The following is a 24,385-nucleotide window of genomic DNA, read 5'->3' on the forward strand; positions in this document are numbered from 1 at the left end:
GCCGGTTACCCAAGGAAACGGCGGCGATGCCGCCGCCGCCCGTTCCCACCGTCGTTTTCCCGCCGGTCAGTTCCCGTACGAGACGCGCACGTCCTTGAAGCCCAGGGAACGCAGCAGGCCTTCCAGCATGCTCGTGGTGTTCGACTCGGCGCGTGCGGTCAGCTCGCTCTCTTTCGCCGCGTCGCCGATGTGCCGCACGGCCAGCTGCTGCACGGCCTGCTCCCCGTTGGGGTTGTCCGAGAAGAGGTCGCCGAGCCGGTCGAAGAGACCGCGCTGCTTGGAGACGGCGTAGGAGCGGTCGGGGTCGAGGGCGGGCTTGCCCAGCCGGGCGTGGGGCAGCCGGAGCGTGGCCGAGGTGCGGTCGCCGTTGACCTCGATGTCGTTCTCGCCGACCTTGCCCAGGTCGACGTAGGCGTCGACGCTGCCCGCCCCGACGTACAGGGTGCGGGTGCCGCGGATCGCGTCGGGGAGGAACTTGGCGTCCTTCTCCAGGTCGACGACGACCTGGAAGTTGCCGGAGGCGGCCTCGTAACGGCTGATGTCCTGGATGGACTTCAGCAGTGCGGGGCCGGACCGGTCGTGGGTCTCGGTGCCGAACAGATCCTTCAGGCCCGGAACGACGCTCAGCCGGATCCCGGCGAAGAACACGACGAGCACCAGCACGAACGCGGCCACCACCTTGGCCCAGCCGGGCATGCGCCTGGGGCGCTTGACGGGAGTCGACATGCGACGGCCCTCCTTCCTACTCACCGCATGCCCGCCACATGCCGGGCCAGACCGGTGAGTTGGGGAGGCGACGGCCCCGGAGGGGGCGCGCCGGGCGCACCGCCCTCAGGGGCGCGGCGTCGCCTCCGGCAGGTGCAGCGCCGCGTCCAGCGTGGGCTGCGGCGGCAGCAGCCGGGACAGGCCGGTGATCCGCAGGACGCGCAGGGTCAGCGGGTGGGAGCAGACCAGCAGCACGGAGCCGTGCCGGTCGAGCACCCGGCTGCGGGCCCGGTACAGCAGCCGCAGGCCCGAGCAGTCGAAGAACTCGACAGGGCTGAGGTCGAGCACCACCCGGACGCCGGGGCGGTCGGTCTCCCGGTCCAGGTGCGGGGCGATCTCCGCGGCCGCGGCGAGATCGATCTCGCCGCGGAACTCCAGCACCGTGTGCCCCCGTTCCTGGCGGATGCGCAGATGCCGGGTGAGCGGTGCAGGTTCCTGCCGCACGACGAGATCGCCTCCAGCCTGCTCCGTGCGTGAGAGGGGCGGCGGCCTCACGACCGGTCCCCGCCCTGCAAGTTACCCTCCATCGAGTGAATTTGAGCATGTTCGATTGACATATGTCTTTGAATTGCGGCCGAGTTGGCCGAGGTTCGCGCCGGGGCGCGCGCGGTCGTGAGCGCGGGCGCACCGCGGGGCACATGGGACGCCCGGTGCGCACATGGCGCGCTACGGCAAGCCGTGCCGGGCCCTCACGAGAGCCTGCCGCCCGCGGCACCCCGGCCCGTCACCCTGCGGGACGCACCCGCTCAGTCGTTCACCAGCACCAGCTTCCCCGTCGTGCGGCCCGTGTCGCCCTGGGCGTGGGCCTCGGCGGCAGCGGAGAGCGGGAAGGTGCCCGCGATCGTGGCGCGGAGCGTGCCCGCCTCCGCGAGGCGCCCGATCGCCTCCATGTCCGCGCGGTCGGCGTCCACCAGCATGCGCACCGCCCGGACACCGAGCCGCTCGGCCTCCCGGGGGAACTCGTCCGAGCCGCCCGGCAGGATCGAGACCACGGCGCCGCCCGGCCGCAGTACGCGCAGCGAACGCAGGGAGGTGTCTCCGCCGATCGTGTCCAGCACGACGTCGACGTCCTTCACGGCCTCCGCGAAGTCCGTCTCCCGGTAGTCCACCGCCTCGTCCACGCCGATCTCGCGCAGGAAGCCGTGCTTGCCCGCGCTCGCGGTGCCGATCACATACGCTCCGCGCTCCTTGGCGATCTGCACCGCCACGTGCCCGACCCCGCCCGCGGCCGCGTGGATCAGCACCCGCTGCCCGGCCCGCACGTCGGTGTACTCGGTCAGCGCCTGCCACGCGGTGAGCGAGACCAGCGGGAGCGCGCCCGCCTGGACGTGGTCGATCCCGGCCGGCTTGCGCGCGAGGGCGCGCACCGGCGCGATGACGTACTCGGCGTGCGAACCGTGCCCGTACGGGTACGGCAGCATGCCGAAGACCTCGTCACCGGGCTCGAACGCCGCCACGCCGATGCCGACCGCCTCCACGACGCCGGAGACGTCCCAGCCCAGCACGAAGGGCGGCTCGCCCAGGAAGCCGCCGGTCGCGCGGTGCTTCCAGTCGGTCGGATTGAGCCCGGCCGCCCGCACCCGGACCAGCACCTTGTTCGGCCCCGGCACCGGGCGCTCGATCTCCACTTCCTTCAGGACCTCGGGACCGCCGAGGACGTCCTGGCTGATGGCTCGCATCGTGTTCTGTGTGCTCATGGTGATCCAGCGTGCCGGTTCCCACACCGTCCGCCAATGGCAAGATGGTCAACATTCGATAGGATCGTGCCATGCAGCGTGAGCGAGTGGTGGTCCTGGCACTGGACGGCGTGTACCCCTTCGAGCTGGGCATCCCCAGCCGGATCCTCGGCGCCGCCGACGGCCGGTACGAGGTGCTGACCTGCTCGGTCGACGGCGGCCCGGTGCGCACCAACGCCGACTTCGGCATCACCGTGGAGCACGGACCCGAGGTCCTGGCCACCGCCGGCACGGTCGTCATCGCACCGGTCGCGCCCACCCACCTGACCGCCGAGGTGCCCGACGCCGTCCTGGCCGCCCTCGCGCTCATCCGGCCCGGCGCCCGCATCGTCTCCATCTGCACGGGCGCCTTCGTCCTGGCCGGCGCCGGGTTCCTCGACGGGCGCCGGGCCACCACCCACTGGCAGGTCGCCGACGCGTTCCGGCGCATGTTCCCGCGCGTCGACCTCGACCCGGACGTGCTCTTCGTCGACGACGACCCGTTCCTGACCTCGGCCGGCGCCGCCTCCGGCGTGGACGTCTGCCTCCACCTGGTCCGCAAGGACCACGGCAGCACACTCGCGAACAGCGTCGCCCGCCGCTGCGTGGTCCCGCCCTTCCGGGACGGCGGCCAGGCCCAGTACATCGAGCAGCCCGTCCCCGAGCCGGGCGCCGCGAGCACCGCCGCCACCCGCGCCTGGGCCCTGGAACGCCTCGGCGAACCGCTCACCCTGGCCGATCTGTCCGGCCACGCCCGGATGAGCCAGCGCACCTTCGCCCGCCGCTTCCACGACGAGGTGGGGCTCAGCCCGGGGCGCTGGCTCATCCAGCAGCGCGTCGCCCGGGCACGGCACCTGCTGGAGTCCAGCGACCTGACCGTGGACCAGATCGCCGGCATGGTCGGCTTCGCGACCGGTGCCTCCCTGCGCCAGCACCTGCACGCGGCGATCGGCGTCTCGCCGCAGGCCTACCGCCGTACGTTCCAGACGGCGCGTTGATCCGAACTCCCGCGCGATCAACGCTGGTTGAGCACCGACTGAATCGGCCGGTCCGGGATATCCGCAAGATACGGGGCCGCGGAGCACGCCTGCCCCGCGGCCGTAATCCTGCGGAGGAGACATGGCACTGGTGAAAGCGGGGGTCCTCGTGCTCGACTGCGCCGAGCCCGAGAAGCTCGCCGTGTTCTACAAGGAACTGCTGGAGGGAGAGGAGTCGGAGGCGACCGCCAACCGGGTGGAGATCAGGACCGCCGACGGCTTCCGGATCGCACTGCGCCGGGACGTCAACGCCACGCCGCCCAGCTGGCCGCGCCCGGAGAACTCCCTCCAGGCCCACCTGGAGTTCGTGGTGGACGACCTCGACGCGGTGGAGCGCCGCGTCGTCAGCCTCGGCGGCCGTCCCCTGGAGGCCAAGGAGGCCTCGGGCCCGCACGAGGAGCGCGGCTACGCCGACCCGGCCGGGCACTCCTTCACCCTGCGCCGCACCACCCCCACGGCACCCAAGCAGGGCTGAACCGGACCAAGGGGGTGGCGCGCGACCCCGGCACGCCACCCCCGCGGCGGCCGTGACACACACGGACGGCCCCGCCCGGCACAGGGCCGGGCGGGGCCGCGTCGTCAGGGGGCCGGCCGTGTCAGTCCCGGCCGCCCTTCTCACCGACCGGCCACGTGCCGGTCGAACGCTCGATGGCCTTGGCGCCGGCCCGGTCCACCGCGCTGCGCACCACGGCGAAGATGGCGCCCTGGATCGCGGCGGCCAGCAGCACCTCGCCCCAGCCGCGGTCCTTGTCCAGCGCGTCGGGCGCGTCCTCCTCGTTCCGGATCGCCATCCACGTCTTGCGGAAGGCGAGCCCGGCCAGCCAGCCGCCCGACCAGCCGAGCACGAACCCGAGCGGCTGGTAGGCGAGGGACATCTTCTTCTTCTTTGCCACGGGGATCTCCTTGATGACTGAGGGTCGGTCGAACAGGGTCAGGGGGTGTGCGCCGCCGGGATCCGCTCCTCGGCACGGACCGGCCCGGGCGGAGTGCCGTCACCGAACGGCCGGCCGCCCAGCTCCTCGCGGTGATGCGGGGTCAGCCAGCCGGACAGGTCCGGCCCGAGCGGCACCACACGGGTCGGGTTGATGCCGGTGTGCACCTGGTAGTAGTGCCGCTTGATGTGGTCGAAGTCGACGGTGTCGCCGAACCCGGGCGTCTGGTAGAGGTCACGCGCGTACGCCCACAGCACCCGGTTCTCCGTCAGCTTCCAGCGGTTGCACTTGAAGTGGCCGTGATAGACCGCGTCGAAACGCACCAGCGTGGTGAACAGCCGGATGTCCGCCTCGGTGATGGTGTCGCCCACGAGGTAGCGCTGCCGCTCCAGCCGCTCCGCGAGCAGCTCCAGCCGCCGGAACACGCCCGCGCAGGCGGCCTCGTACTCCTCCTGCCCGGTGGCGAACCCCGCCCGGTACACACCGTTGTTGACGTCCTCGTAGACGTCCGCCATCACCTCGTCGATCTCGTCGCGCCGCCGTTCCGGATACAGGTCCGGCGCCCCCTCGCGGTGCAGGGACGTCCACTCGGTCGCGAGGTCGAGCGTGAGCTGCTGGTAGTCGTTGGTGACGAGCTGTCCGCTCGGCACGTCCACGAGCGCCGGCACGCTGACACCGCCCGGGTAGTCCGTCTCCCGGCGGTCGTACGCCTCACTCAGGTAGCGGATGCCGAGGACCGGGTCGCGGCCGTCCTCGTCCAGGGTGAAGCGCCAGCTGCGGTCGTCCTGGATCGGATCGGCGACGGCCAGCGACAGCGCGTCTTCCAGACCCAGCAGCCGCCGGGAGACCAGCGACCGGCTCGCCCAGGGGCAGGCGCGGCTGACGACCAGGCGGTAGCGGCCGGCCTGAACCGGCCAGCCGTCCCGGCCGTCCGCCGTGACCCGGTCCGCGAAGTGTGCCGTGGACCGCTTGAACGTCCTCCTCCCGTAGGCGCTGTTGCCGTCGTCGCCGTCGTCGCGGCTCATGGGGGTGACCTCCTTGCCGTACGTGTTCCCTGGTGAACGCGTTCCCCGTTTTCCGCGGACGGCACGGTGTGGACGCCGCCGACCGGGGCAATCGGCGGAGGTGACTGAAGAAGGATCGGATCGGAGGACACGCGTCACCGTCCTGGTGGCGCTCGCGGCCAACCTGGTGATCGCGGCGGCGAAGGCCGTCGGCGGCCTCGCCGCGGGATCACCCGCCCTGCTGTCGGAGGCGGCCCACTCGGTGGCCGACAGCCTGAACGAGGTGTTCCTGCTCGCGGCGCTGCGCCGCAGCCGGCGCCCCGCCGACCGGCGGCATCCCTTCGGCTACGGCAAGGAGCGGTTCTTCTGGTCGCTCCTCGCGGCCGTCGGGATCTTCGTGATGGGCGGCTGCTTCTCGTTCTTCCAGGGCATCGAGGCCCTGACGAAGGGATCGGAGGAGGACCTCGGCGGGTACGTCGCCGGTCTCGTCGTGCTCGGCATCGCCCTTCTCGCGGAGGGGGGTTCCCTGCTGCGCGCCCTGTACCAGGTGCGGCGCCAGGGCGGTGCGCGTGCCGGACTGCGCGATCCGGCCCTGCGGACGGTCGTCGCGGAGGACGGCACCGCGGTGCTCGGCGTCACCCTGGCGATCGTGGGCATGGCCCTGCACATGGCCACCGGGCAGGTGGTGTGGGAGGCGGGCGCGTCGCTCGCGATCGGCGCGCTGCTGGTCTACGTCGCCTACCGGCTGGGCCGGGAGGCCCGCGACCAGCTCATCGGCGAGGCGGCCGACCCGGAGGCGAGCGGCCGGATCCGGGCACTGCTGCGGGCGCAGCCCGAGATAGACAGTGTGGAGGCGCTCTTCACGATGAAGACGGGCCTCGACTCGACCCTGGTGGCGGCCCGCGTCGACCTGGTGCCGGGCCTGGACAGCGAGCGGGTGGAGGAGGTCGCCGTCCGCATCAAGCGCTCCATCGCCAACACGGTGCCCGAGGCGGAGCAGATCTTCCTCGACGTCACGGACCGCCGCCTCGCGCGCGAGGCAGCGGAAAGCCCCGCCGCGACGGGGGAGCGCGGCGGGGCCTGACCCACGCGTGCCCCGCCGCCGACGCTTCATGCACCCGAGCCGAAGTTTTTTTCGCCGACCGCCGAAAGCCCCGTGAGAGGCATCCCCGGCCGGACTGGGCGACCCCCGCCCGACTCCGGCGAAGCCGCCCCGCGGGCTCAGCCCTCCTCGACCGGCTCCAGCACGAACACCGGGATCTCCCGGTCCGTCTTCCGCTGATAGTCGGCGTACGCCGGATACGCCGCGACGGCGCGCTCCCACCACCGGGCCTTCTCCGCACCCGTGACCTCACGGGCCGTCATGTCCCGTTTCACCGGGCCGTCCTGGAGTTCGGCACGGGGGTCGGCCTTGAGGTTGAAGTACCAGACGGGGTGTTTGGGCGCGCCCCCGAGGGAGGCCACCGCGGCGTACCGGCCCTCGTGCTCCACGCGCATGACCGGTGTCTTGCGCAGCTTCCCGCTCCGCGCACCCCGGGTCGTCAGGACCACCACAGGCAGGTTCGTGCCCTGCAGCGTCGTCCCCCGCGTGCCGCCGGAACTCTCGTACAGCTCCACCTGCCGGCGCACCCATCCGGTCGGGCTCGGTTCGTACTCGCCCTCAAGAGGCATGGCATCCGTCCCATCGTCGTGTCCACGGCTGACTGGCTGGTCACTGCAACACGGGCACGCCCGGGAATCATCCGGCCCACGCCGGGCACTCACCCCGGTGCCACCGCCATCCGCACGGCCAGCGCCGTCATCACGCCGCTCGCGACCAGGGCCGTGGCCAGCCGGCCCCGGTGCCCGGTCAGCGCCCGGCCCAGCAGTGCCCCGCTCCCGGCGAGCAGCACCTGCCAGCTCGCGGAGGCGGCGAAGGCGGCCACCACGAACACGCCCTGCTCCCACGGCCCGGCCGGGCCCGCGGCCTGCGAGCCGAGCACCAGCGCGGCGAAGTAGATCACGGTCGTGGGGTTGAGCAGGGTGATGCCGAGCAGTCCCCAGAACGCCCGGGCGGGACCCGGGGGAGCGGGGGCCGTGCGCGTGGCGAGCCGGTGACCGCGGTACTCGCGCAGCGCGCTGACGGCCCCCCACACCGCCAGGCCGAGCAGCACCAGCACACAGACCCACCGCAGCGGCCCCAGCGCCGGCCGCAGCGCGGTGGCCAGGGCCGTCCCGCCGAGCGTCGCGGCGAGGGCGTAGATCCCGTCGGCGGTGGCGACGCCCAACGCGGCGCAGACGCCGGTGCGCAGGGAGGTGCGGGCCGTGAGGGAGACGAGGTAGGTCCCGACGGCGCCCACGGGGACGGCGATGCCGTACCCGGCGAGCAGCCCGGCGACGAGCGCGGCGGTCATGACCGGGGCGCGCTCGGCCCTCCCGGGCGGCCGGAGCGCTGCTGCCGGCGCGCGGCGGGGGCGGCGGCGGGCAGCGGCGCGGAGGCGTCGAAGGCAGGCATGGCTGGATCCTGCGCCCCTGCCCGCCGCACCGGCAACCGGTTTTCGATGCCGGGCCGGCACACCCCGCCAGGGCACCGCCGCCGCCTCGGCCGAGGGGGCGGACCGCCGCCGCCGTTCGAACCGGACGACGGCGTTCCCCGGCCAACTTGCACGTCACCCCCGACATGGCTGAACTTCACGTCGCCCCATAGGTGCCTGGGGCATCTAATGAAGAGCGGCACGACGCACACTTCGTCTGCGAGGTCTTCATGACGGACACGACCGCACCCGTCGTCTTCCCCCAGAGCCGGACCTGCCCCTACCACCCGCCCACCGCCTACGAGCCGCTGCGCGCCGAGCGCCCCCTGAGCCGCGTCACCCTCTACGACGGCCGCGAGGCCTGGCTGGTCAGCGGGCACGCCACCGCCCGCGCGCTGCTGGCCGACCCGCGCCTGTCCTCCAACCGCGATCGGCCCGGCTTCCCGTCACCGACCAAGCGCTTCGCCGGGATCCGCAACCGCCGCACGGCCCTGCTGGGCGTCGACGACCCCGAGCACCGGACCCAGCGGCGCATGGTCGTCGGTGACTTCACGTTCAAGCGGGCCGTCGAACTCCGGCCCCGCATCCAGCGGATCGTGGACGAACGGCTCGACGCGATGATCGCCCAGGGCCCGCCCGCCGACCTGGTGAGCGCCTTCGCGCTGCCCGTGCCGTCCATGGTGATCTGCGCCCTGCTCGGCGTCCCGTACGCCGACCACGACTTCTTCGAGGCCCAGTCGCGGCGGCTGCTGCGCGGCCCGGAGACGTCGGACGTGCTCGACGCCCGGGACCGCCTGGAGGCGTACTTCGGCGAGCTGATCGACCGCAAGCGGAACGACCTGGGCACCGGCCTGCTCGACGACCTGGTCCAGCGGCAGCTCGGCGAGGGCGCGCTGGACCGCGAGGGCCTGATCGCCCTGGCCCTCATCCTGCTCGTCGCCGGGCACGAGACGACCGCCAACATGATCTCCCTCGGCACCTTCACCCTGCTCCGGCATCCCGAGCGGCTCGCCGAACTGCGCGCCGACCCGGAGCTGGTGCCGGCCGCGGTCGAGGAACTGATGCGGCTGCTGTCGATCGCGGACGGCCTGCTGCGGGTCGCCGTCGAGGACGTCGAGGTGGCCGGGACGACGATCCGCGCGGGTGAGGGGGTCGTCTTCGCGACCTCGGTCATCAACCGCGACGAGACCGTCTACGCCGAGCCGGACGCGCTCGACTGGAATCGGCCGGCCCGTCACCACGTGGCGTTCGGCTTCGGCATCCACCAGTGCCTCGGCCAGAACCTCGCACGCGCGGAACTGGAGATCGCCCTGCGCACCCTCTTCGCCCGGCTGCCCGCGCTGCGCCTGGCCGCCCCGGCCGAGGAGATCCCCTTCAAACCGGGCGACACGATCCAGGGGATGCTGGAACTCCCCGTGACCTGGTAAGAGGCTTCCGCACATGCGCATCGACATCGACAAGGACGTCTGCATCGGCGCGGGCCAGTGCGCCCTGACCGCCCCGGACGTGTTCACCCAGGACGACGACGGCTACAGCACCGTGCTGCCCGGCCGCGAGGACGGCGGCGGCAGCCCGCTGCTGCACGAGGCGGCCCGGGCCTGCCCGGTGAGCGCCATCACCGTCGCGGAGACGGTGGGCTGACCCCGGCCCCGACTCCCGTCCGGGCCCCGGCCCCCACTCCCGTCCGGGCCCCGGCCCCCACTCCCATCCCGACCTCGATTCCGGCCCCGGCCCCGACTCGGGCCCCGGCCCTGACCCCGACCTCAGGACGGCCGCGGGGGCTCCCCCGACGCGCCCCCGCCGGGCCGCACTCCGGCTCACGCGGCGCGCAGCAGCAGCCGGGCCGCCTCACGCGCCTCGGCCGCGGGCTCCGGGCCGCCGCAGATGCCCGCCGTGACCATCGCTCCCTCCGCCAGCAGGAACAGCTGCCCGCCCACCGCGGCGGGCAGCCCGGCGGCGACGGCGAGGGAGTCGAGGTACTCCCGGAACGCCCGCTTGTGGGCCCGCACCCGGTCCGCCACCCGCGGGGAGGTGGCGCCCAGTTCGCCGTACGCGTTGATCCACGCGCAGCCCCGGAAACCGGGCTCGGCGAACCAGCGGCCCAGCCAGTCGAACACGGCGAGGATCCGCTCGTGCGGGTCCTCGTGCTCCTCGACGTACGCGGCCAGCCGCCCGCGCCAGCGGGTGTCGCGCCGCTCCAGGTAGGCCTCCACCAGCTGCTCCTTGGCGGGGAACAGCTGGTAGAGCCGCTTGAGCGAGACCCCGGACGCGCCGCGCACGGCGTCCATGCCGACGGACTGCACGCCCCGCCCGTAGAACAGCTCCTCCGCGGCGTCCAGCGCCCGCTGCCGGGCCTCCGCAGTGTCCACGCACGACCACCCCTTGACGCGAGAACGGGCGTTCTCATACGGTGAACAGCCTACTGGAGAACGCACGTTCTCCTCCGTGTGCCGGGAGGACCCGTGACCGAACGCCCGCCCCTGCCGCCCTTCACCCGCGAGACGGCGGCGCAGAAGGTGCAGGCCGCCGAGGACGCCTGGAACACCCGCGACCCCCACCGGGTCGCCCTCGCGTACACGGAGGACTCCGTCTGGCGCAACCGCGACTGGTTCGTCACCGGCCGCGCCGGGATCGTCGCCTTCCTCACCGAGAAGTGGGCGCGGGAGGAGGAGTACGCCCTGCGCAAGGACCTGTGGGCCTTCGACGGCAACCGCATCGCCGTCCGCTTCCAGTACGAGTCCCGCGACGCCGACGGGCAGTGGTGGCGCTCCTACGGCAACGAGCTGTGGGAGTTCGACGCGCACGGCCTGATGGCCCGCCGGGAGGCCAGCATCAACGACGTACGGATCGAGGAGGAGGACCGCCGCATCCGCGGTCCGCGTCCGGAGGGGGAGCGGGGGCGCACCTTCCCGCTGCGGTGACCCGCGCGGTCACTAGGGTGTCCGGGATGACCGGACAGACCCCACCCAAGCCCTTCCTCTACGTCGTCGTCTGTGCGGCCGGCGTCGCGGCCGGCGTCGGCGCACTCGTCGCCGCCGCGCAGGAGCGGGACTGGGACGTCGGTGTCATCGCGACGCCGGCCGCCGTGAACGGCTTCTTCGACACCGCCGCCGTCGAGGCCCGCACCGGCCGCGCCATCCGGTCCGCCTGGCGCACGCCGGGCGAGCCGCGGCCGTTCCCGGCGCCCGACGCCGTGGTGGTCGCCCCCGCCACCTTCAACACCGTCAACAAGTGGGCGGCGGGCATCGCCGACACCCTCGCGCTCGGCACCCTCTGCGAGGCCGCGGGCCTCGGGGTGCCGATCGCCGTCCTGCCCTGCGTGGCCGGCGCGCTGGCGGCGCACCCCGCCTACCGGGCCGCCCTCGAACGGCTGCGCGGCATGGGCGTGCGCTTCGGCGAGCCGTACACCGGGGAGCCCGGCCCGGGCGGCGCGCTGCCGGACTTCGCCTGGACGCGGGCGCTGGACCTGCTCGAACGCCCCTGAGGTCAGGAGCAGCCGACCGTCGGGCCCTCGACCATGCCGCCGGTGTACAGCGCCTGCCCGCGCGGCATCCAGTAACCCAGCTTCGAGACCACCGTCGAGCAGGCCGAGTCCAGCCGCACCTTCACCCGTACGGTGGCCGGGCGCCCGGGCTGCAGGTCGGTGAGCGCGCAGTCGACCGAGTACGTCAGCCGGTCGCGCGAGGGGGCCCGGCCGACCAGCGGATTGACGCACCGCGCGTCCGCCGTGCTGATCCGCACCCCGGTGTTCTCCTCGCCGATCAGCCCGAACCGGGCGCTGCCGTCGCCCTGTTCGCTGTCGCGGTACACCCGGTAGGTCAGCGTGGTCGTGGTGCCCGGACGCAGGGTCCGCGGGGCCACCTCGACCCGGTGCGTGGGCCGCTGCTTCGGCGCCGTCAGGGTGAGCGTGGCCCGGACCGTGCCCCGCAGGTCCACACCGGAGGGCGTGGACCGCACGTGCACCGAGGCGGTGACGTCGTAGGTGCCCGGGCCGGGGTACGGCTGGGAACCGGGCAGCGTGCCGGAAGCCACGGTCGCGCCGTCGCGCCGCGCCGTCCAACTGCCGGAGGTCAGGCACGCGTACCGGACGGACGCCCCGGGGCGGCGGCAGGAGGCGGGCGCGGAGACGGCCATCACGGGCGTGCCGCTGCCCGCGCACAGACTGACCACGGCCCGCTCGCCGCCCGCGCCCCGCAGGACACCCGCGGGCGCGCACAGCGTCGCCGGCCCCTCGGCCACGGGTGCCTGCGCGCCCGGTGCCGGGGAGTCCGGTGCCGGGGACGCCGGTGCCTCGGCCCGGACGTCGGCCGGCGGCGGCACCGGCCGGCTCCAGGCGGTGGAGACCAGGGCGGCGCAGACCGCGGCCGCCCCGGTCAGGATCCTGAACGTCCTGCGTCGTGCCGCCACGCGTCCTCCCGGGACGTGACCGACCGGCCGGACGCCGGTCACCTGCGCCGAGGATGCGCCGGCGCCCGTGCCGCCCGGCCGCTCCCACGCCGGTCGGTCACCTGAGGGCAGCAACCGCCGACGGCCGTCGGGCGGCCCTGCCTTCGAGTGCGCACCAACACGTACGGTGGCCGTGGAAGCCCACCCGATGGCAGGAGCGGCAACGATGCAGTACGTGAAGCTCGGTTCGACGGGCCTGGACGTCTCGCGGATCTGTCTGGGCTGCATGACCTACGGCCTGCCCGACCGCGGCACGCACGAGTGGACCCTCGACGAGGAGGCCTCCCGCCCACTGATCCGCCAGGCGGTCGAGGCGGGCATCACCTTCTTCGACACCGCCAACGTCTACTCGGACGGCACCAGCGAGGAGATCGTCGGCCGGGCCCTGCGCGACTTCGCCCGGCGTGACGAGATCGTGCTGGCGACGAAGGTGAACAACCGGATGCGCCCCGGTCCCAACGGCGGCGGACTGTCCCGCAAGGCGATCATGACCGAGCTCGACCGCAGCCTCACCCGCCTCGGCACGGACCACGTCGACCTCTACCAGATCCACCGCTTCGACCCGCACACCCCGGTCGAGGAGACGATGGAGGCGCTGCACGACGTCGTCAAGGCGGGCAAGGTCCGCTACATCGGGGCCAGTTCGATGTATGCCTGGCAGTTCTCCAAGATGCAGTACACCGCCCGGCTGAACGGCTGGACCCGTTTCGTCTCCATGCAGAACCACTACAACCTGCTCTACCGCGAGGAGGAGCGCGAGATGCTGCCTCTCTGCGCCGACCAGGGCGTGGGCGTCCTGCCGTGGAGCCCGCTCGCCCGCGGCCGCCTCACCCGCGACTGGGACACCACGACCGGTCGCAGCGCCACCGACACCTTCGGCAGCACCCTCTACCAGGAGGGCGACCGCTCGATCGTCGAGGCGGTCACCCGCATCGCCGGGGCCCGCGGCGTGCCGCGCGCCCGGATCGCCCTCGCCTGGCTCCTGCACCGGTCCACCGTGACCGCCCCCATCGTCGGCGCGTCCAAGCCGCACCACCTCACGGACGCGGTGGCGGCGGTGGAGCTGGAACTCGACGGCAAGGAAATGGAGGAGCTGGAACGGCCCTACGCTCCCCACCCCATCGCCGGTCACTGAGGCCGCGCCCGGCTAGTGGGGCCCCTGCGGCGCGAACTCCGTGCCGCAGGGCCCCGCGCCCTCGCTCTCCCGCAGCACCACCCGCGCCCCGTCCATCGTCAGGGTCCGGTAGAACGCCCCGATCCGCTCGGCCGACCGCCCCACGTAGTGCCCGATGAACGAGCGCCGGAACCGGTCGGGCGAACGGTTCGGCCCGGAGCCGTGCACCAGACTGCCGTTGAAGAACAGCACGTCCCCGGGCCGCATGTCGACGGGCACGGGCTCCAGCCCGGGCGGCGGCGGCACGTACTCCCGCGCGAAGGACACCTCCGGGTCCGCCGGCTCCGGGCAGAACAGGTCCATGCGGTGCGTGCCCGGCACGACCTCAAGACCGCCGTTCTCCCGGTCGATCACGTCGCAGGCCACCCACGCCGCCACGCACGTGCCGGGCTCCACCCGCAGGTAGAAGTTGTCCTGGTGCAGCGCCTGCCCCCGGGCGCGCGGCGGCTTGAAGTAGAACATGCTCTGCGCGGCCAGCACCTCCTCCCCGAGCAGCGCCTCCAGCACCGTCCGCAGCCGGGCGTCCAGCAGGACCTCGCGCGCGAGGCCGTCGATCTCGTGCGGATGCATCACCCGCGGCCACACGTGCAGCGGATCCGCGTCCGGGCCCGTCGCGCGCGGCTCGAAGTGCCCGGGCACCGGGCCCGCCGCGCGCAGCGCCGCGAACCTCCCGCACAGCCGGTCGATCTCCTCGGTGCCGAAGAGCCCGCGGACGACCGTGAAGCCGTCCTCCTCGAAGCCCTCCCGGTGCCGCCGCAGCCCGGCCTGGTCCAGGATGGCGGCACCGGTGGCGCCGTTGCCCGTGACTGTCATGTGCGTTCTCCTCGGTCCGGTGTCCTCGCGTCCCACGCTAGGCCGCCGTGCCGTCGAGGAGGATGCCCGTGCGTGCTGACGGATTGCCCGGGACCGCCGGGAGCGAGGGCGGCGGTGACCCGGCCCCGCCGCCCGGCCTGGTCGTGCTCGGCCACTTCGACCAGTCCCCGGGATACGCTGTCAACCGGCCGCGGGGCTCTGCCAGTTGGCTCGTCACATGGACCACGGGAGGCCGGGGGCGGCTGTGGCAGGGCGGTACGACGGCCGCGGCCGGCCCGGGCGACCTCGTCGTCCTCGCCCCCGGTGTCCCGCACGGCTACGCGGTCGACCCGGGCGCCCGCCACTGGCGGTTCTGGTGGGCGCACTGCCAGGCCCGCCCGGCGTGGACCGGATGGCTGCGGCCGTACGGCAGCGGCGACGGTGTGTACGTGGTGCCGTCGGTGCCGGCCGCACTGCACGACCGGGTGGCGGCGGCGTTCCGGCGCATGCACGCCGACGCCCGCTGGACCGGGACCGGGGCACCGCCCGAAACCGGTACCGGCGACGCGCAGGTCGCCGTCGCGCACGGCAGCGCCGCCCGTGAACTCGCCCTGTGCGCCCTGGAGGAGATCGTCGTGCTGGCCGCCGCCGGTGCCCGGCCGGAGGCGCCGCGCCCGGGCGTGGACGCCCGGATCCGCCGGGCCGAGGAACTGATCGCCGCCGACCCCGGTGCCCGGCACACCGTCCGCTCGCTCGCCGCGGACGTCGCCCTGTCGCCCTCCCGCTTCGCGCACCTGTTCAGCCGGCAAGTCGGCCAGTCACCCATGCGGGCCCTGCGCGAGGCCCGGCTGCGGCACGCGGCCCGGCTGCTGGAGAGCACCGACCTCCCCGTGGAACGCGTCGCGGCGGCCTCCGGTTTCGCCAGTCCCTTCCACTTCAACCGGGTCTTCCGGGAGCGCTACGGGAAACCGCCCGGGGCGTACCGGGCCCGTCGCTGAATCCGGCGGGAGCGGAAATCCCTTTCGAAAGCGCTGGTTGACATTCTGTCAAAAAGCGCTGGCCGCGCACGCAATGCACGAAACCAGAAGATCTCTTGTTCCCCGTCGCTGACCTGTGCAAAGGTGTGCCCTGTCGGTGTGCGGACAACACACCATTCATCTGTGTGCGCGAGGCCGACGAGCCGGCATACCCCTTGGTCCGGACCTTATTCCGCATGTCCTCGAGAGGAATGCAGCGTGAATGACGCAGGCCCGTCGAATTCACCGGACCCGGCCCGCGGGTTCCGGCCGACGGACGAGCAGCTGAGCGCGGAGCTCAGGAAGTGGACCGGAGCCAGCCCCGCTCTGCACCCCGTCGGCGAGCTGCTGGACCGGCACTGGGAGGCGGCCTTCGCCTACGCCCGGCTGTGCACCGACGGCCCGCGCTCCGCCGGCATGCTCACCACCGCCGCGTTCACCCGGCTTTTTGGCGAGACCCTGCGCCAGAACGGCCCGTCCTCCGCCTGGCGCCCCCATCTGCTCGTGACCGTACGGCGCATCGCGGCCGAGTGGGCCGGTGACCACCGGCGCGACACCCTCCACCCCGGTCTGCGGTGCGAGGACGGGGAGCGGCCGGCCGCCCGGCTGCTGCCCCCGGCGCACCGGCGCCTGCTGTCCGGGGCCTTCCCGCGGCTGCCCCAGTCCGCCCGTTGCCTGCTGTGGCACGTCGAGGTCGAGGCGGAGCCGCTGACGGCGCCCGCCGGGCTGCTCGGTCTCGACGAGGAGGGCGCGCGCGTCGAACTGGAGCGCGCCCGCGGCCGGTTGCGCGAGGAGTGCCTCCAGTTGCACCGCGAACTCGCCCCCGACGAGGAGTGCCGGCGTTACCTCCGTCTGCTGGACGTGACGTACCGGCGGGGCGGGCGGGACATCGACCCGGATCTACGCGCGCATATCGGCCGGTGCGGGCACTGCGGCGCCGCCGCCGACCAGCTCGGTCACTTCAACAGCGGCCTCGGCGCCGCCCTGGCGGAGGCGGTGCTCGGCTGGGGCGGACGGCAGTACGCGGAGGACCGGCGGCGCGCGGCCGCGGGAGACTCCGCCGTCGGCGAGCCCCCCGGTTTCGCCGGCCCTTTCGGCCCGGCCGGGCCGGAGCGTTCCGCCGGTCCCGCGGGCTCCGGCGGTCGTGCGGGCTCCGCCGGTCCCGCGGGCTCCGCCGGTCGTGCCCACTACGCCGACCCTGCCGGTTCTGCCGGGCCGGCCCGGTTCACCGGACCCGCCGGTCCTGCCGGTCCCACACGTCCAATGGGTCCCGTCGGTAACGCCGATCCTGTCGGCGCCGTCGGCCCCGCCAGTCCCGCCGACCTCCCCGATCCCGCCCATCCGGCCGGCGTCGCAGGGCCCTCCCGTGCCGCCCGGGAGGCCTTCCCGGACCCGGTCGTCCTCGCGGGGGCGATCGGGGAGTCGTTCACCGACCCCCCCGGAGCCGCGGCCGGGGGCGGCTCCGCGCCCCCGGCCGTCGCCCGGGACCCGGAAGCCCTCAGCCCCCCGGACCCCGCCCCCGTTCCCGCCCCCGCGGCCCCGGCACCGCCCGCCGGCGCCCCCGGCGGGCGCCCGCCCGGGGCCCGGGCCGCCGCCCGCAGATCCGCCCACAAAGCGGCCCGCCGCGCCGCCCGCCGCCGTCACCTCACCGCGGGCGTCCTGACCGTCGGCGGCCTGGTGGTGCTGCCGCTGGTCCTGTGGTCCGTGGCGGGGGACGGCAACCCGTCCGGCGCCGGGCGCGGTGCGGAGGAGGCACCCGGCCCCGACGCGACGGAGCGGACCCGCGATCCGTCGTGGGCCGGGGCGGGCGACGCCGGGAACGGCGCCCTGCGCGGCCGGCTGCACAACGTCGGCTCAGGCCTGTGCGTCGGCGTCGAGGGGGAGAGGGTCGTCGAGGACGCGGAAGCCGAACTCGTCCCGTGCTCCACCGACACCACCCAGCAGTGGACGTACGAGACCGACGGCCTGCTGCGCAGCGGCGCCGCTCCCGAGCTGTGCCTGGACTCGCGTCTCGGGTACTCCGTGCGGCTCGCCCCCTGCACGGGCGCGGCCCAGCCGGACTCCAGGAACGTCCGTTACGACTTCACGCGGCAAGGCGCCCTGGTACCCCGCTGGGACCAGGACCTGGCCCTCGCCCCGGCCGCGACGGACGGGTCCGGAGCCCTGGTCGTCAAGGCCCGCGCGGACCAGGACGCGCAGCGCTGGGTCGTCGACACCTCCAAGGCCGACCTGCGGATGGAGGCCGTCACCTGGGACGTCGCCCTGCCGTCCCCGAGGTTCGCGCCGACCCGGACGGCCGCCCCCATCCCCGCCGGGACGACCGCGCCCCCACCCGCCGCGTCGGCGAGTCCCGCCTCACCCGTGCCGAGCGGCACGGCTTCCGGCGCACCGTCCTGCGACCGCTACGGCCACCACTGCGACGAGGACGGCCGGTACGGCTCCCCGGGGTACGGCCGTCCCGGCTACGGGTACGGCTACCCCGGCTACGGCTACGGCGGCTACGGCCCTGACGGCTACGGAGGGGACGGCGGCCGCTGACCCCGGACGCCACCCCTCACGCCGGGCCCCCGGCGACCCGGCGCCGCTCCCGTCCCTCAGGTCCCGAGGACGCGCAGCGACAGCCACAGCGCCACCACGGCCGGCACCAGCGCGGCCGGTACGGCGAGCAGCCCGAGCCGGGTGAACTCCCCGAGCCCGACCCGCTGCCCGTGCTGCTGCACGATGCGCCGCCACAGCAGGGTCGCCAGCGACCCGGCGTAGGTCAGGTTGGGGCCGATGTTCACACCCAGCAGCACGGCCAGCACGGCACCGGGACCGGCGTGCGCGGTCAGCGGCAGCAGCACGAGCACGGCCGGCAGGTTGTTGATGAGGTTCGCCAGCACGGCGGCCAGGGCGGCCACGCCCAGCAGGGTGAGCAGACCGGCACCGCCGGGCAGCGCCCGCCGCAGCGCGTCGGCCAGCCCGTGGTCGACGACCGCGCGCACGACGACGCCGAGCGCCAGCACGAACGCCAGGAAGGCCGGTGCCGCCGAGCGCACCACCGTCAGCGGGGTGGCCCGCCGCCGCAGCAGGGCCCGCCCGGCCAGCACCAGCGCCCCGGCCAGCGCGGCCCACGCCGGTGCGAAGCCGGCCGCGGAGGCCACCACGAACCCGGCGAGCGTGCAGCCGACCGTGACCAGCGCGAACAGCGGGAGCGGCTCGGGCGGCCCGGCGGCCTCGGGGGAGGGGAGCGGCGCCGTCAGATCGTCGTCGAAGAACCGCCGGAACACCAGGTACTCGGCGGCGATGGCGACCAGCCAGGGCAGGGCCATCAGGGCCGCGAAGCGGGTGAAGCTCAGCCCGCTCGCCGTGAAGGCCAGCAGATTGGTCAGGTTGGAGACCGGCAGCAGCAGCGAGGCGGTGTTCGACAGGTGGGCGCAGGCGTACAGGTGCGGTCGGGCCCGGACGCCCATGCGGGTGGCGGTGGCGAGCACCACCGGGGTGAGCAGGACGACCGTGGCGTCCAGGCTGAGCACGGCCGTGCTGACGGAGGCCAGCGCGAACACCGCGGTCAGCAGCCGGGTGGGGCGCCCCGCGGCCCAGCGGGCCATCCACGCCCCGCAGGCGGTGAAGAGCCCTTCGACGTCACAGAAGTGGGCGAGCACCAGGACGGCCGCGAGGAAGCCGACCACGGGGCCGAGCCGCTGGATCTCCTCCCAGGCGTGAGCCGGTGAGATGACGCCGACGGCGACCGCGAGCCCGGCGGCCGGCACCGCCAGCACGGCTTCGGGGAGCCCCTTGGGGCGCGCGACGGCCCACAGGAGCACGGCGGCCAGCAGCGTCACGGACAGAACTTCGGCGAGCGGGGTGTGCAGGGGGTCCTCCGGGACGCGGGCAAGCGGTGCCCGAACAGCGAAGCAGGTGAAGGTAAGAACGCGCAAAGAACCGCGGCGCGAGCCGGATCACACCTCGTCGAGCAGCGCCAGCTCCGCCCAGATCGTCTTGCCCTCGGTGGTGTGCCTGCTGCCCCAGCGCTGGGTCAGCTGCGCGACCAGGAGCAGGCCCCGGCCGCCCTCGTCCCAGGTCTTCGCCCGCCGCAGGTGCGGTGCCGTGTGATTGGTGTCCGAGACCTCGCAGATCAGCGTGGACGCGTCGTGGATCAACCGGAGCCTGATGGGCGGGGCGCCGTAGCGGATGGCGTTGGTGACCAGCTCGCTGACGACCAGCTCGGCGGTGAACGTGGCCTCCAGCAGTTCCCAGCGTTCGAGCTGGTCGACGACCTGCTTGCGGATGGGGGCGACCAGCGCCGGGTCGGCCGGGATGTCCCAGGTCGCCACCTGCGAGGAGGGCAGGCCACGGGTGCGGGCGAGGAGCAGGGCCACGTCGTCGGCGGAACCGCCCGGCGGGAGCAGGGCGTGCAGCACGCGGTCGCAGGTCTCGTCCAGGGAGCCGGCGGGCGCCGACAGGGCCTCGCGGAGCATCCGCCGGCTCGCGTCGAGGTCCCGTTCGCGGCCGGCGAGGAGCCCGTCCGTGTGGAACGCCAGGACGCTGCCCTCCCGCAGGTCCACCTCGGCGCACTCGAAGGGCAGCCCGCCGACCCCGAGCGGCGGTCCGGAGGGCAGGTCGAGCTGCCGGGCCGGGCCGTCCGGCGGGGCCAGCAGCGGCTGCGGGTGCCCGGCGCGGGCCAGGGTGCAGCGCCGGGACACCGGGTCGTACACCGCGTACAGGCAGGTCGCGCCCACCTCGCCGGCGTCCGCGTCACCGCCGCCGGACTCCTGGGAGAGCCGGACGACCAGGTCGTCGAGGTGGGTGAGCAGTTCGTCGGGGGCCAGATCGATGTCGGCGAGGGTGCGCACGGCCGTGCGCAGCCGGCCCATGGTGGCCGAGGCCTGGATGCCGTGCCCGACGACGTCCCCGACGACCATGGCGACCCGCATCCCGGACAGCGGGATCACGTCGAACCAGTCGCCGCCCACACCGGAGCGGGTGGCGGGCAGGTAGCGGGAGGCGGCCTCCACCGCCGCCGTGCGCGGCAGGGTGCGGGGCAGCAGGCTGCGCTGGAGCGTGAGGGTGGTCTCGCGCTCGCGGGAGTAGCGGCGGGCGTTGTCGATGCACACGGCGGCGCGGGCGGTGACCTCCTCGGCCAGCAGCACGTCGTCGTCGGTGAAGGGCTCCGGGCGCCGGAAGCGGGTGAAGACGGCGACACCGAGGGTGGCGCCGCGGGCCTGGAGCGGGACGGACATCGTGGAGTGGATGCCGTACTCGCGGACCCGCCGGAAGCGGACCGGGTCCCAGGCGAGCCACCGCTCCAGGTCGGCGGAGCTCCCGGAGGCCACGACCGTGTGGCCCGCCACCAGGGAGGCGGCCTGCGGGGAGTCCTCCGGGTAGACGTCCACCTGGCCGGGTTTGGCGACCGCCTCCGGGCTGCCCGGGTCGACCGACCGGTGGGCGGCCCGGCGCAGGCTCACCGGAGGCGCGGCCGGTCCCGGCGGCTCGCCGCCGTCGCGCGGATCGAGCAGGTCGACACTGACGAAGTCGGCGAGCGCCGGGACGCACACGTCCGCCAGCTCCTGGGCCGTACGGGTGACGTCGAGGGTGGTGCCGATGCGCACGCTCGCCTCGTTGACCAGCTGGAGCCGCTCCCGTGAGCGGTACTGGTCGGAGAAGTCGTGGGCGGTCACGCACACGCCCCGTACCCGCCCCTCGTCGTCGGTGAGCGGGGCGATCCTGGCGAGCCAGGCGTGCGGACCCCGGTCCTCGCCGGTGGCCTTCATGTACGTCTGCATGTCGTGCCGGCGGCCGGTGTGCAGCACCCGGCGCAGGTGCTCCTCCAGCTCGCGGCTCTGCGGCCGGCTGCCGATGTCGGTGGGCCGCAGCCCGCGCAGGCGGTCGGCGGGCAGCCCCACGAGCTCCGCCATGGCGTCGTTGACGCCGTGCAGCCGCAACCGCTCGTCGAAGATCATCATGGCGCAGGGGGACTGCGCCAGGGCCGCCCGCAGCAGCGGGTCGTCCGGGCCGCCCCCGTCCGGCATCCCGGGCGGCGCCACGGCGAGCCAGTCGGTGGCCTCCGGGCCGTCGGGGGGCCTGCGGTGGGCGAGGACCCACACGGACACCGTGCGGCCGTCGCGGTGGCGCAGCCCCAGGGTGCCGCTCCAGCGGGCGTCGACGGGCGTGGGCGGTGGGTCCGCGCCGTCGGCCAGCAGTTCCACGGCCGGGCGGCCCACGACCTCGTCGGCGGTGTGCCCCAGCAGGCGGCGGGCGCCCTCGCTCCACTCGGTGAGCGTGCCGTCGGCGGCGATGACGGCACGGGCGGCCACGCCATCGTCGAACGGCTCGTCCGGGCTCATCGTCGCCACTCCATGCGGACACTCACAGTGATCAGGGCAGTCACTTGAGTTCCAGACTAGTCCGTGGACGCCCGGCGTGGACGGGTAACCCCCGTGCGGCCCCGGGGCACGCGGCCGGGGCCGGGATCCCGGCCGAGGGGGCGGCCGGGACGGGAGCGGGGGCCGCCGATGAGGCGCGGGGTACGTCCGGCCGCGCACCGACGGCCCGCGACGGCCGGCGCCGGGGCCGGTACGGGCGTGCGGTACCCGTCGAAGGCGGAGTCCTGTCCGGACCGTTGACGCGGCGTCACCCCTGCCACAACGATGTCCTCCGTCCCGCTTCTGGGAGCGCTCCCACGCCGAGCGTCACCCGCACCTCCCCAGAGGAGCCCAGACGTGAAACGACGCAGAACCGCTCTGCTGTCCCTGACGGCCCTGCTGGCGACCGCGCTCACCGCGCTGCCCGCCGCACCGGCCGGAGCCGAGGAGGTCGAACAGGTCAGGAACGGCACCTTCGACACCACCACCGAACCGTGGTGGACGACCAGCAACGTCACCGCCGGTCTGTCCGACGGCCGGCTGTGCGCCGACGTGCCCGGCGGCACCACCAACCGCTGGGACGCCGCCGTCGGGCAGAACGACATCACGCTGGTGAAGGGGGAGTCGTACCGCTTCTCGTTCCAGGCGACCGGCACCCCCGCCGGGCACGTGGTGCGGGCGATCGTGGGCCTGTCCGTGGCGCCGTACGACACCTACCACGAGGTGACGCCGCAGCTCAGCGTCTCCGGCGACACCTACTCGTACACCTTCACCTCGCCCGTCGACACGGCTCAGGGCCAGGTCGGCTTCCAGCTCGGCGGCAGCGCCGACCCGTGGCGGTTCTGCATGGACGACGTGTCCCTGCTCGGCGGGGTGACCCCGGAGCCGTACGAGCCCGACACCGGGCCCCGGGTCCGCGTCAACCAGGTCGCCTACCTGCCCGGCGGGCCGAAGAACGCCACCCTCGTCACCGATGCCACGGCGAAGCTGCCCTGGGAGCTGAAGAACAGCGGCGGCACGGTCGTCGCCCGGGGCACCACCGTGCCGCGCGGTGTCGACTCCTCCTCCGGGCAGAACGTGCACTCCATCGACTTCGGCGCCTACCGGAAGAAGGGCTCCGGCTACACGCTCACCGCCGACGGTGAGACCAGCCGCCCCTTCGACATCGACGCGAGCGCCTACGAGCGGCTCCGCCTGGACGCGGCGAAGTACTACTACACGCAGCGCAGCGGCATCGCGATACGCGACGACCTGCGGCCCGGCTACGGCCGCCCGGCCGGTCACGTCGGCGTGGCACCCAACCAGGGCGACACGGCCGTTCCCTGCCAGCCGGGAGTCTGCGACTACACGCTCGACGTCAGCGGCGGCTGGTACGACGCCGGCGACCACGGCAAGTACGTCGTCAACGGCGGCATCTCCACCTGGGAGCTGCTCAGCACCTATGAGCGCGCCCTGCACGCCCGCACCGGCGACCCCGGCAAGCTCGGCGACGGCAGCCTCGCCCTGCCCGAGAGCGGCAACAAGGTGCCGGACCTGCTCGACGAGGCCCGCTGGGAGCTGGAGTTCCTGCTGAAGATGCAGGTCCCGGACGGCAAGCCGCTGGCCGGCATGGCCCACCACAAGATGCACGACGAGCAGTGGACCGGCCTGCCGCTGATGCCCCATGACGACCCGCAGAAGCGCGAGCTGCACCCGCCGTCCACGGCCGCGACCCTGAACCTGGCCGCCACGGCCGCGCAGGCGGCCCGCCTGTACCGGCCCCACGACAAGGCGTTCGCCGGCAAGGCGCTGGCCGCCGCGCGCAAGGCCTGGGCGGCGGCGCTCGCCCACCCCGACCGCCTGGCCTCGGAAAGCGACGGCATCGGCGGCGGCGCCTACGCCGACAGCGACGTCAGCGACGACTTCTACTGGGCGGCGGCCGAGCTGTACCTCTCCACGGGGGAGAAGCGGTTCGAGGAGTACCTCCTGAAGTCCCCGGTCCACACGGCCGACCTCTTCAAGCCGATCGGCTTCGACTGGGCCCGCACCGGCGCGGCCGGCCGGCTCGACCTCGCCACGGTGCCCAGCCGGCTGCCCGGCCGGGACCAGGTGCGCCGGTCCGTGATCGAGGGCGCGGACCGCTACCTGGCCACGCTCAAGGCACACCCCTACGGCATGCCGTACGCCCCCGACGGCGACAAGTACGACTGGGGCTCCAGCCACCAGATCCTCAACAACGCCGTCGTCCTCGCCACCGCGTACGACATCACCGGCGCCTCGAAGTACCGTGACGGCGCGATCCAGAGCATGGACTACATCCTGGGCCGCAACGCGCTGAACATCTCCTACGTCACCGGCTACGGCGAGGTCAGCGCCCAGAACCAGCACAGCCGCTGGTACGCCCGCCAGCTCGACCCGAACCAGCCGAGCCCGCCGAAGGGAACCCTCGCGGGAGGCCCGAACTCGAGCATCCAGGACCCCTACGCGCAGAGCAAGCTGCAGGGCTGCGTCGGCCAGTTCTGCTACATCGACGACATCCAGTCCTGGTCGACCAACGAGCACACGATCAACTGGAACGCCGCCCTGACCCGCGTGGCCTCCTTCGTGGCGGACCAGGGCTAGCCCCCCGGGTGCCGCCATGGTGCCGGAGGCGTCCGCACGGCAGGAC

23 protein-coding genes are annotated in these 24,385 nt (G+C 74.0%); 11 read left to right on the forward strand and 12 right to left on the reverse strand.

All coding sequences use genetic code 11. The annotated features are described in order from the left end of the window. Positions 1–66: 66 nt before the first annotated feature. From ACF07N_RS24040 to ACF07N_RS24050, 3 genes are all read right to left on the reverse strand, one after another. Complete coding sequence (locus tag ACF07N_RS24040; RefSeq protein WP_383347817.1) at positions 67–726, reverse strand: DUF4230 domain-containing protein; 660 nt, start codon at positions 724–726, stop codon at positions 67–69. A 105-nt stretch (positions 727–831) separates the two neighbouring features. Next, complete coding sequence (locus ACF07N_RS24045; RefSeq protein WP_392116364.1) at positions 832–1,209, reverse strand: anti-sigma factor antagonist; 378 nt, start codon at positions 1,207–1,209, stop codon at positions 832–834. 302 nt (positions 1,210–1,511) lie between these two features. Beyond that, positions 1,512–2,462 (reverse strand): NADP-dependent oxidoreductase, encoded by a 951-nt coding sequence (locus ACF07N_RS24050; protein ID WP_392116367.1) that lies wholly within the window; start codon positions 2,460–2,462, stop codon positions 1,512–1,514. A 71-nt stretch (positions 2,463–2,533) separates the two neighbouring features. On the opposite strand from ACF07N_RS24050, the gene ACF07N_RS24055 reads away from it, so the two are divergent. Both ACF07N_RS24055 and ACF07N_RS24060 read left to right on the forward strand, forming a co-directional pair. Continuing rightward, a complete protein-coding gene (locus ACF07N_RS24055; protein ID WP_383336508.1) occupies positions 2,534–3,478 on the forward strand; it encodes a GlxA family transcriptional regulator in 945 nt (314 codons plus the stop codon). Positions 3,479–3,599: 121 nt separating this feature from the next. Then, a complete protein-coding gene (locus ACF07N_RS24060; protein ID WP_383336507.1) occupies positions 3,600–3,992 on the forward strand; it encodes a VOC family protein in 393 nt (130 codons plus the stop codon). Between the two features lie 121 nt (positions 3,993–4,113). Here ACF07N_RS24060 and ACF07N_RS24065 read toward each other — a convergent pair whose 3' ends face one another. Continuing rightward, positions 4,114–4,410: a DUF4235 domain-containing protein gene (locus ACF07N_RS24065; RefSeq protein WP_184915346.1), complete on the reverse strand. Its 297-nt coding sequence runs from the start codon at positions 4,408–4,410 to the stop codon at positions 4,114–4,116. Between the two features lie 38 nt (positions 4,411–4,448). Further along, complete coding sequence (locus ACF07N_RS24070) at positions 4,449–5,474, reverse strand: glutathione S-transferase family protein (protein ID WP_392116371.1); 1,026 nt, start codon at positions 5,472–5,474, stop codon at positions 4,449–4,451. On the opposite strand from ACF07N_RS24070, the gene ACF07N_RS24075 reads away from it, so the two are divergent. Further along, complete coding sequence (locus ACF07N_RS24075; RefSeq protein WP_392116374.1) at positions 5,473–6,537, forward strand: cation diffusion facilitator family transporter; 1,065 nt, start codon at positions 5,473–5,475, stop codon at positions 6,535–6,537. The two genes, ACF07N_RS24070 and ACF07N_RS24075, sit on opposite strands and share 2 nt — an antisense overlap. Positions 6,538–6,674: 137 nt before the next feature. Here ACF07N_RS24075 and ACF07N_RS24080 read toward each other — a convergent pair whose 3' ends face one another. Both ACF07N_RS24080 and ACF07N_RS24085 read right to left on the reverse strand, forming a co-directional pair. Next, positions 6,675–7,124, reverse strand: a complete 450-nt coding sequence (locus ACF07N_RS24080) for a nitroreductase family deazaflavin-dependent oxidoreductase (protein WP_392116376.1) — start codon at positions 7,122–7,124, stop codon at positions 6,675–6,677. Positions 7,125–7,213: 89 nt separating this feature from the next. Then, positions 7,214–7,846 carry a LysE family transporter gene (locus ACF07N_RS24085; protein WP_392116379.1) on the reverse strand — a complete coding sequence of 211 codons (633 nt, stop codon included), beginning with the start codon at positions 7,844–7,846 and terminating at the stop codon, positions 7,214–7,216. Positions 7,847–8,196: 350 nt separating this feature from the next. Here ACF07N_RS24085 and ACF07N_RS24090 point away from each other — a divergent pair, with 350 nt between their 5' ends. Continuing rightward, positions 8,197–9,393 carry a cytochrome P450 gene (locus tag ACF07N_RS24090; protein ID WP_392116381.1) on the forward strand — a complete coding sequence of 399 codons (1,197 nt, stop codon included), beginning with the start codon at positions 8,197–8,199 and terminating at the stop codon, positions 9,391–9,393. 13 nt (positions 9,394–9,406) lie between these two features. Next, a complete protein-coding gene (locus tag ACF07N_RS24095) occupies positions 9,407–9,607 on the forward strand; it encodes a ferredoxin (RefSeq protein ID WP_383587570.1) in 201 nt (66 codons plus the stop codon). 176 nt (positions 9,608–9,783) lie between these two features. On the opposite strand, the gene ACF07N_RS24100 is transcribed toward ACF07N_RS24095, so the two are convergent. Continuing rightward, the gene (locus ACF07N_RS24100; RefSeq protein WP_392116384.1) at positions 9,784–10,335 is read right to left on the reverse strand and encodes a TetR/AcrR family transcriptional regulator; all 552 of its coding nucleotides are present in this window, start codon (positions 10,333–10,335) and stop codon (positions 9,784–9,786) included. A 93-nt stretch (positions 10,336–10,428) separates the two neighbouring features. Here ACF07N_RS24100 and ACF07N_RS24105 point away from each other — a divergent pair, with 93 nt between their 5' ends. Next, positions 10,429–10,887, forward strand: coding sequence for a nuclear transport factor 2 family protein (locus ACF07N_RS24105; protein ID WP_392116387.1), 459 nt, complete (start codon positions 10,429–10,431; stop codon positions 10,885–10,887). Positions 10,888–10,913: 26 nt separating this feature from the next. Continuing rightward, the gene (locus tag ACF07N_RS24110) at positions 10,914–11,450 is read left to right on the forward strand and encodes a flavoprotein (RefSeq protein WP_392116389.1); all 537 of its coding nucleotides are present in this window, start codon (positions 10,914–10,916) and stop codon (positions 11,448–11,450) included. A 2-nt stretch (positions 11,451–11,452) separates the two neighbouring features. Here ACF07N_RS24110 and ACF07N_RS24115 read toward each other — a convergent pair whose 3' ends face one another. Continuing rightward, positions 11,453–12,373, reverse strand: a complete 921-nt coding sequence (locus ACF07N_RS24115; protein WP_392116391.1) for a hypothetical protein — start codon at positions 12,371–12,373, stop codon at positions 11,453–11,455. Positions 12,374–12,578: 205 nt separating this feature from the next. Between ACF07N_RS24115 and ACF07N_RS24120 the strand changes: the two genes are divergently transcribed. After that, the gene (locus tag ACF07N_RS24120) at positions 12,579–13,547 is read left to right on the forward strand and encodes an aldo/keto reductase (protein WP_392116394.1); all 969 of its coding nucleotides are present in this window, start codon (positions 12,579–12,581) and stop codon (positions 13,545–13,547) included. 12 nt (positions 13,548–13,559) lie between these two features. Here the strand turns inward: ACF07N_RS24120 and ACF07N_RS24125 are convergent, their stop codons facing one another. Continuing rightward, entirely contained in the window at positions 13,560–14,399 is an 840-nt protein-coding gene (locus ACF07N_RS24125) for a phytanoyl-CoA dioxygenase family protein (RefSeq protein ID WP_392116397.1), read from the reverse strand. Positions 14,400–14,461: 62 nt separating this feature from the next. Between ACF07N_RS24125 and ACF07N_RS24130 the strand changes: the two genes are divergently transcribed. Then, positions 14,462–15,376, forward strand: coding sequence for a helix-turn-helix domain-containing protein (locus tag ACF07N_RS24130; RefSeq protein WP_392116400.1), 915 nt, complete (start codon positions 14,462–14,464; stop codon positions 15,374–15,376). A 237-nt stretch (positions 15,377–15,613) separates the two neighbouring features. Next, the gene (locus ACF07N_RS24135) at positions 15,614–17,932 is read left to right on the forward strand and encodes a ricin-type beta-trefoil lectin domain protein (protein WP_392116402.1); all 2,319 of its coding nucleotides are present in this window, start codon (positions 15,614–15,616) and stop codon (positions 17,930–17,932) included. A gap of 56 nt (positions 17,933–17,988) precedes the next feature. On the opposite strand, the gene ACF07N_RS24140 is transcribed toward ACF07N_RS24135, so the two are convergent. Together ACF07N_RS24140 and ACF07N_RS24145 are read right to left on the reverse strand one after the other, a co-directional pair. Further along, on the reverse strand, positions 17,989–19,218 hold the full coding sequence (locus tag ACF07N_RS24140; RefSeq protein ID WP_392116404.1) for an SLC13 family permease: 1,230 nt from the start codon (positions 19,216–19,218) through the stop codon (positions 17,989–17,991). Between the two features lie 117 nt (positions 19,219–19,335). Then, positions 19,336–21,720, reverse strand: a complete 2,385-nt coding sequence (locus ACF07N_RS24145) for a SpoIIE family protein phosphatase (RefSeq protein ID WP_392116406.1) — start codon at positions 21,718–21,720, stop codon at positions 19,336–19,338. Between the two features lie 375 nt (positions 21,721–22,095). Here ACF07N_RS24145 and ACF07N_RS24150 point away from each other — a divergent pair, with 375 nt between their 5' ends. Next, positions 22,096–24,339, forward strand: coding sequence for a glycoside hydrolase family 9 protein (locus ACF07N_RS24150; RefSeq protein WP_392116408.1), 2,244 nt, complete (start codon positions 22,096–22,098; stop codon positions 24,337–24,339). Positions 24,340–24,385 lie beyond the last annotated feature (46 nt).

It is taken from the genome of Streptomyces sp. NPDC015242 (assembly GCF_043079125.1).
In the GTDB taxonomy this organism is placed as follows: domain Bacteria; phylum Actinomycetota; class Actinomycetes; order Streptomycetales; family Streptomycetaceae; genus Streptomyces.

What these genes read in the sequence shown, in the direction of transcription:
- ACF07N_RS24055 (WP_383336508.1), top strand. Translation starts at nt 2,534, where the DNA reads ATGCAGCGTGAGCGAGTGGTGGTCCTGGCACTGGACGGCGTGTACCCC.
- ACF07N_RS24145 (WP_392116406.1), bottom strand. Translation starts at nt 21,720, where the DNA reads ATGAGCCCGGACGAGCCGTTCGACGATGGCGTGGCCGCCCGTGCCGTC.
- ACF07N_RS24085 (WP_392116379.1), bottom strand. Translation starts at nt 7,846, where the DNA reads ATGACCGCCGCGCTCGTCGCCGGGCTGCTCGCCGGGTACGGCATCGCC.
- ACF07N_RS24090 (WP_392116381.1), top strand. Translation starts at nt 8,197, where the DNA reads ATGACGGACACGACCGCACCCGTCGTCTTCCCCCAGAGCCGGACCTGC.
- ACF07N_RS24110 (WP_392116389.1), top strand. Translation starts at nt 10,914, where the DNA reads ATGACCGGACAGACCCCACCCAAGCCCTTCCTCTACGTCGTCGTCTGT.
- ACF07N_RS24080 (WP_392116376.1), bottom strand. Translation starts at nt 7,124, where the DNA reads ATGCCTCTTGAGGGCGAGTACGAACCGAGCCCGACCGGATGGGTGCGC.
- ACF07N_RS24070 (WP_392116371.1), bottom strand. Translation starts at nt 5,474, where the DNA reads ATGAGCCGCGACGACGGCGACGACGGCAACAGCGCCTACGGGAGGAGG.
- ACF07N_RS24075 (WP_392116374.1), top strand. Translation starts at nt 5,473, where the DNA reads ATGGGGGTGACCTCCTTGCCGTACGTGTTCCCTGGTGAACGCGTTCCC.
- ACF07N_RS24120 (WP_392116394.1), top strand. Translation starts at nt 12,579, where the DNA reads ATGCAGTACGTGAAGCTCGGTTCGACGGGCCTGGACGTCTCGCGGATC.
- ACF07N_RS24130 (WP_392116400.1), top strand. Translation starts at nt 14,462, where the DNA reads ATGCCCGTGCGTGCTGACGGATTGCCCGGGACCGCCGGGAGCGAGGGC.
- ACF07N_RS24060 (WP_383336507.1), top strand. Translation starts at nt 3,600, where the DNA reads ATGGCACTGGTGAAAGCGGGGGTCCTCGTGCTCGACTGCGCCGAGCCC.
- ACF07N_RS24125 (WP_392116397.1), bottom strand. Translation starts at nt 14,399, where the DNA reads ATGACAGTCACGGGCAACGGCGCCACCGGTGCCGCCATCCTGGACCAG.
- ACF07N_RS24095 (WP_383587570.1), top strand. Translation starts at nt 9,407, where the DNA reads ATGCGCATCGACATCGACAAGGACGTCTGCATCGGCGCGGGCCAGTGC.
- ACF07N_RS24040 (WP_383347817.1), bottom strand. Translation starts at nt 726, where the DNA reads ATGTCGACTCCCGTCAAGCGCCCCAGGCGCATGCCCGGCTGGGCCAAG.
- ACF07N_RS24050 (WP_392116367.1), bottom strand. Translation starts at nt 2,462, where the DNA reads ATGAGCACACAGAACACGATGCGAGCCATCAGCCAGGACGTCCTCGGC.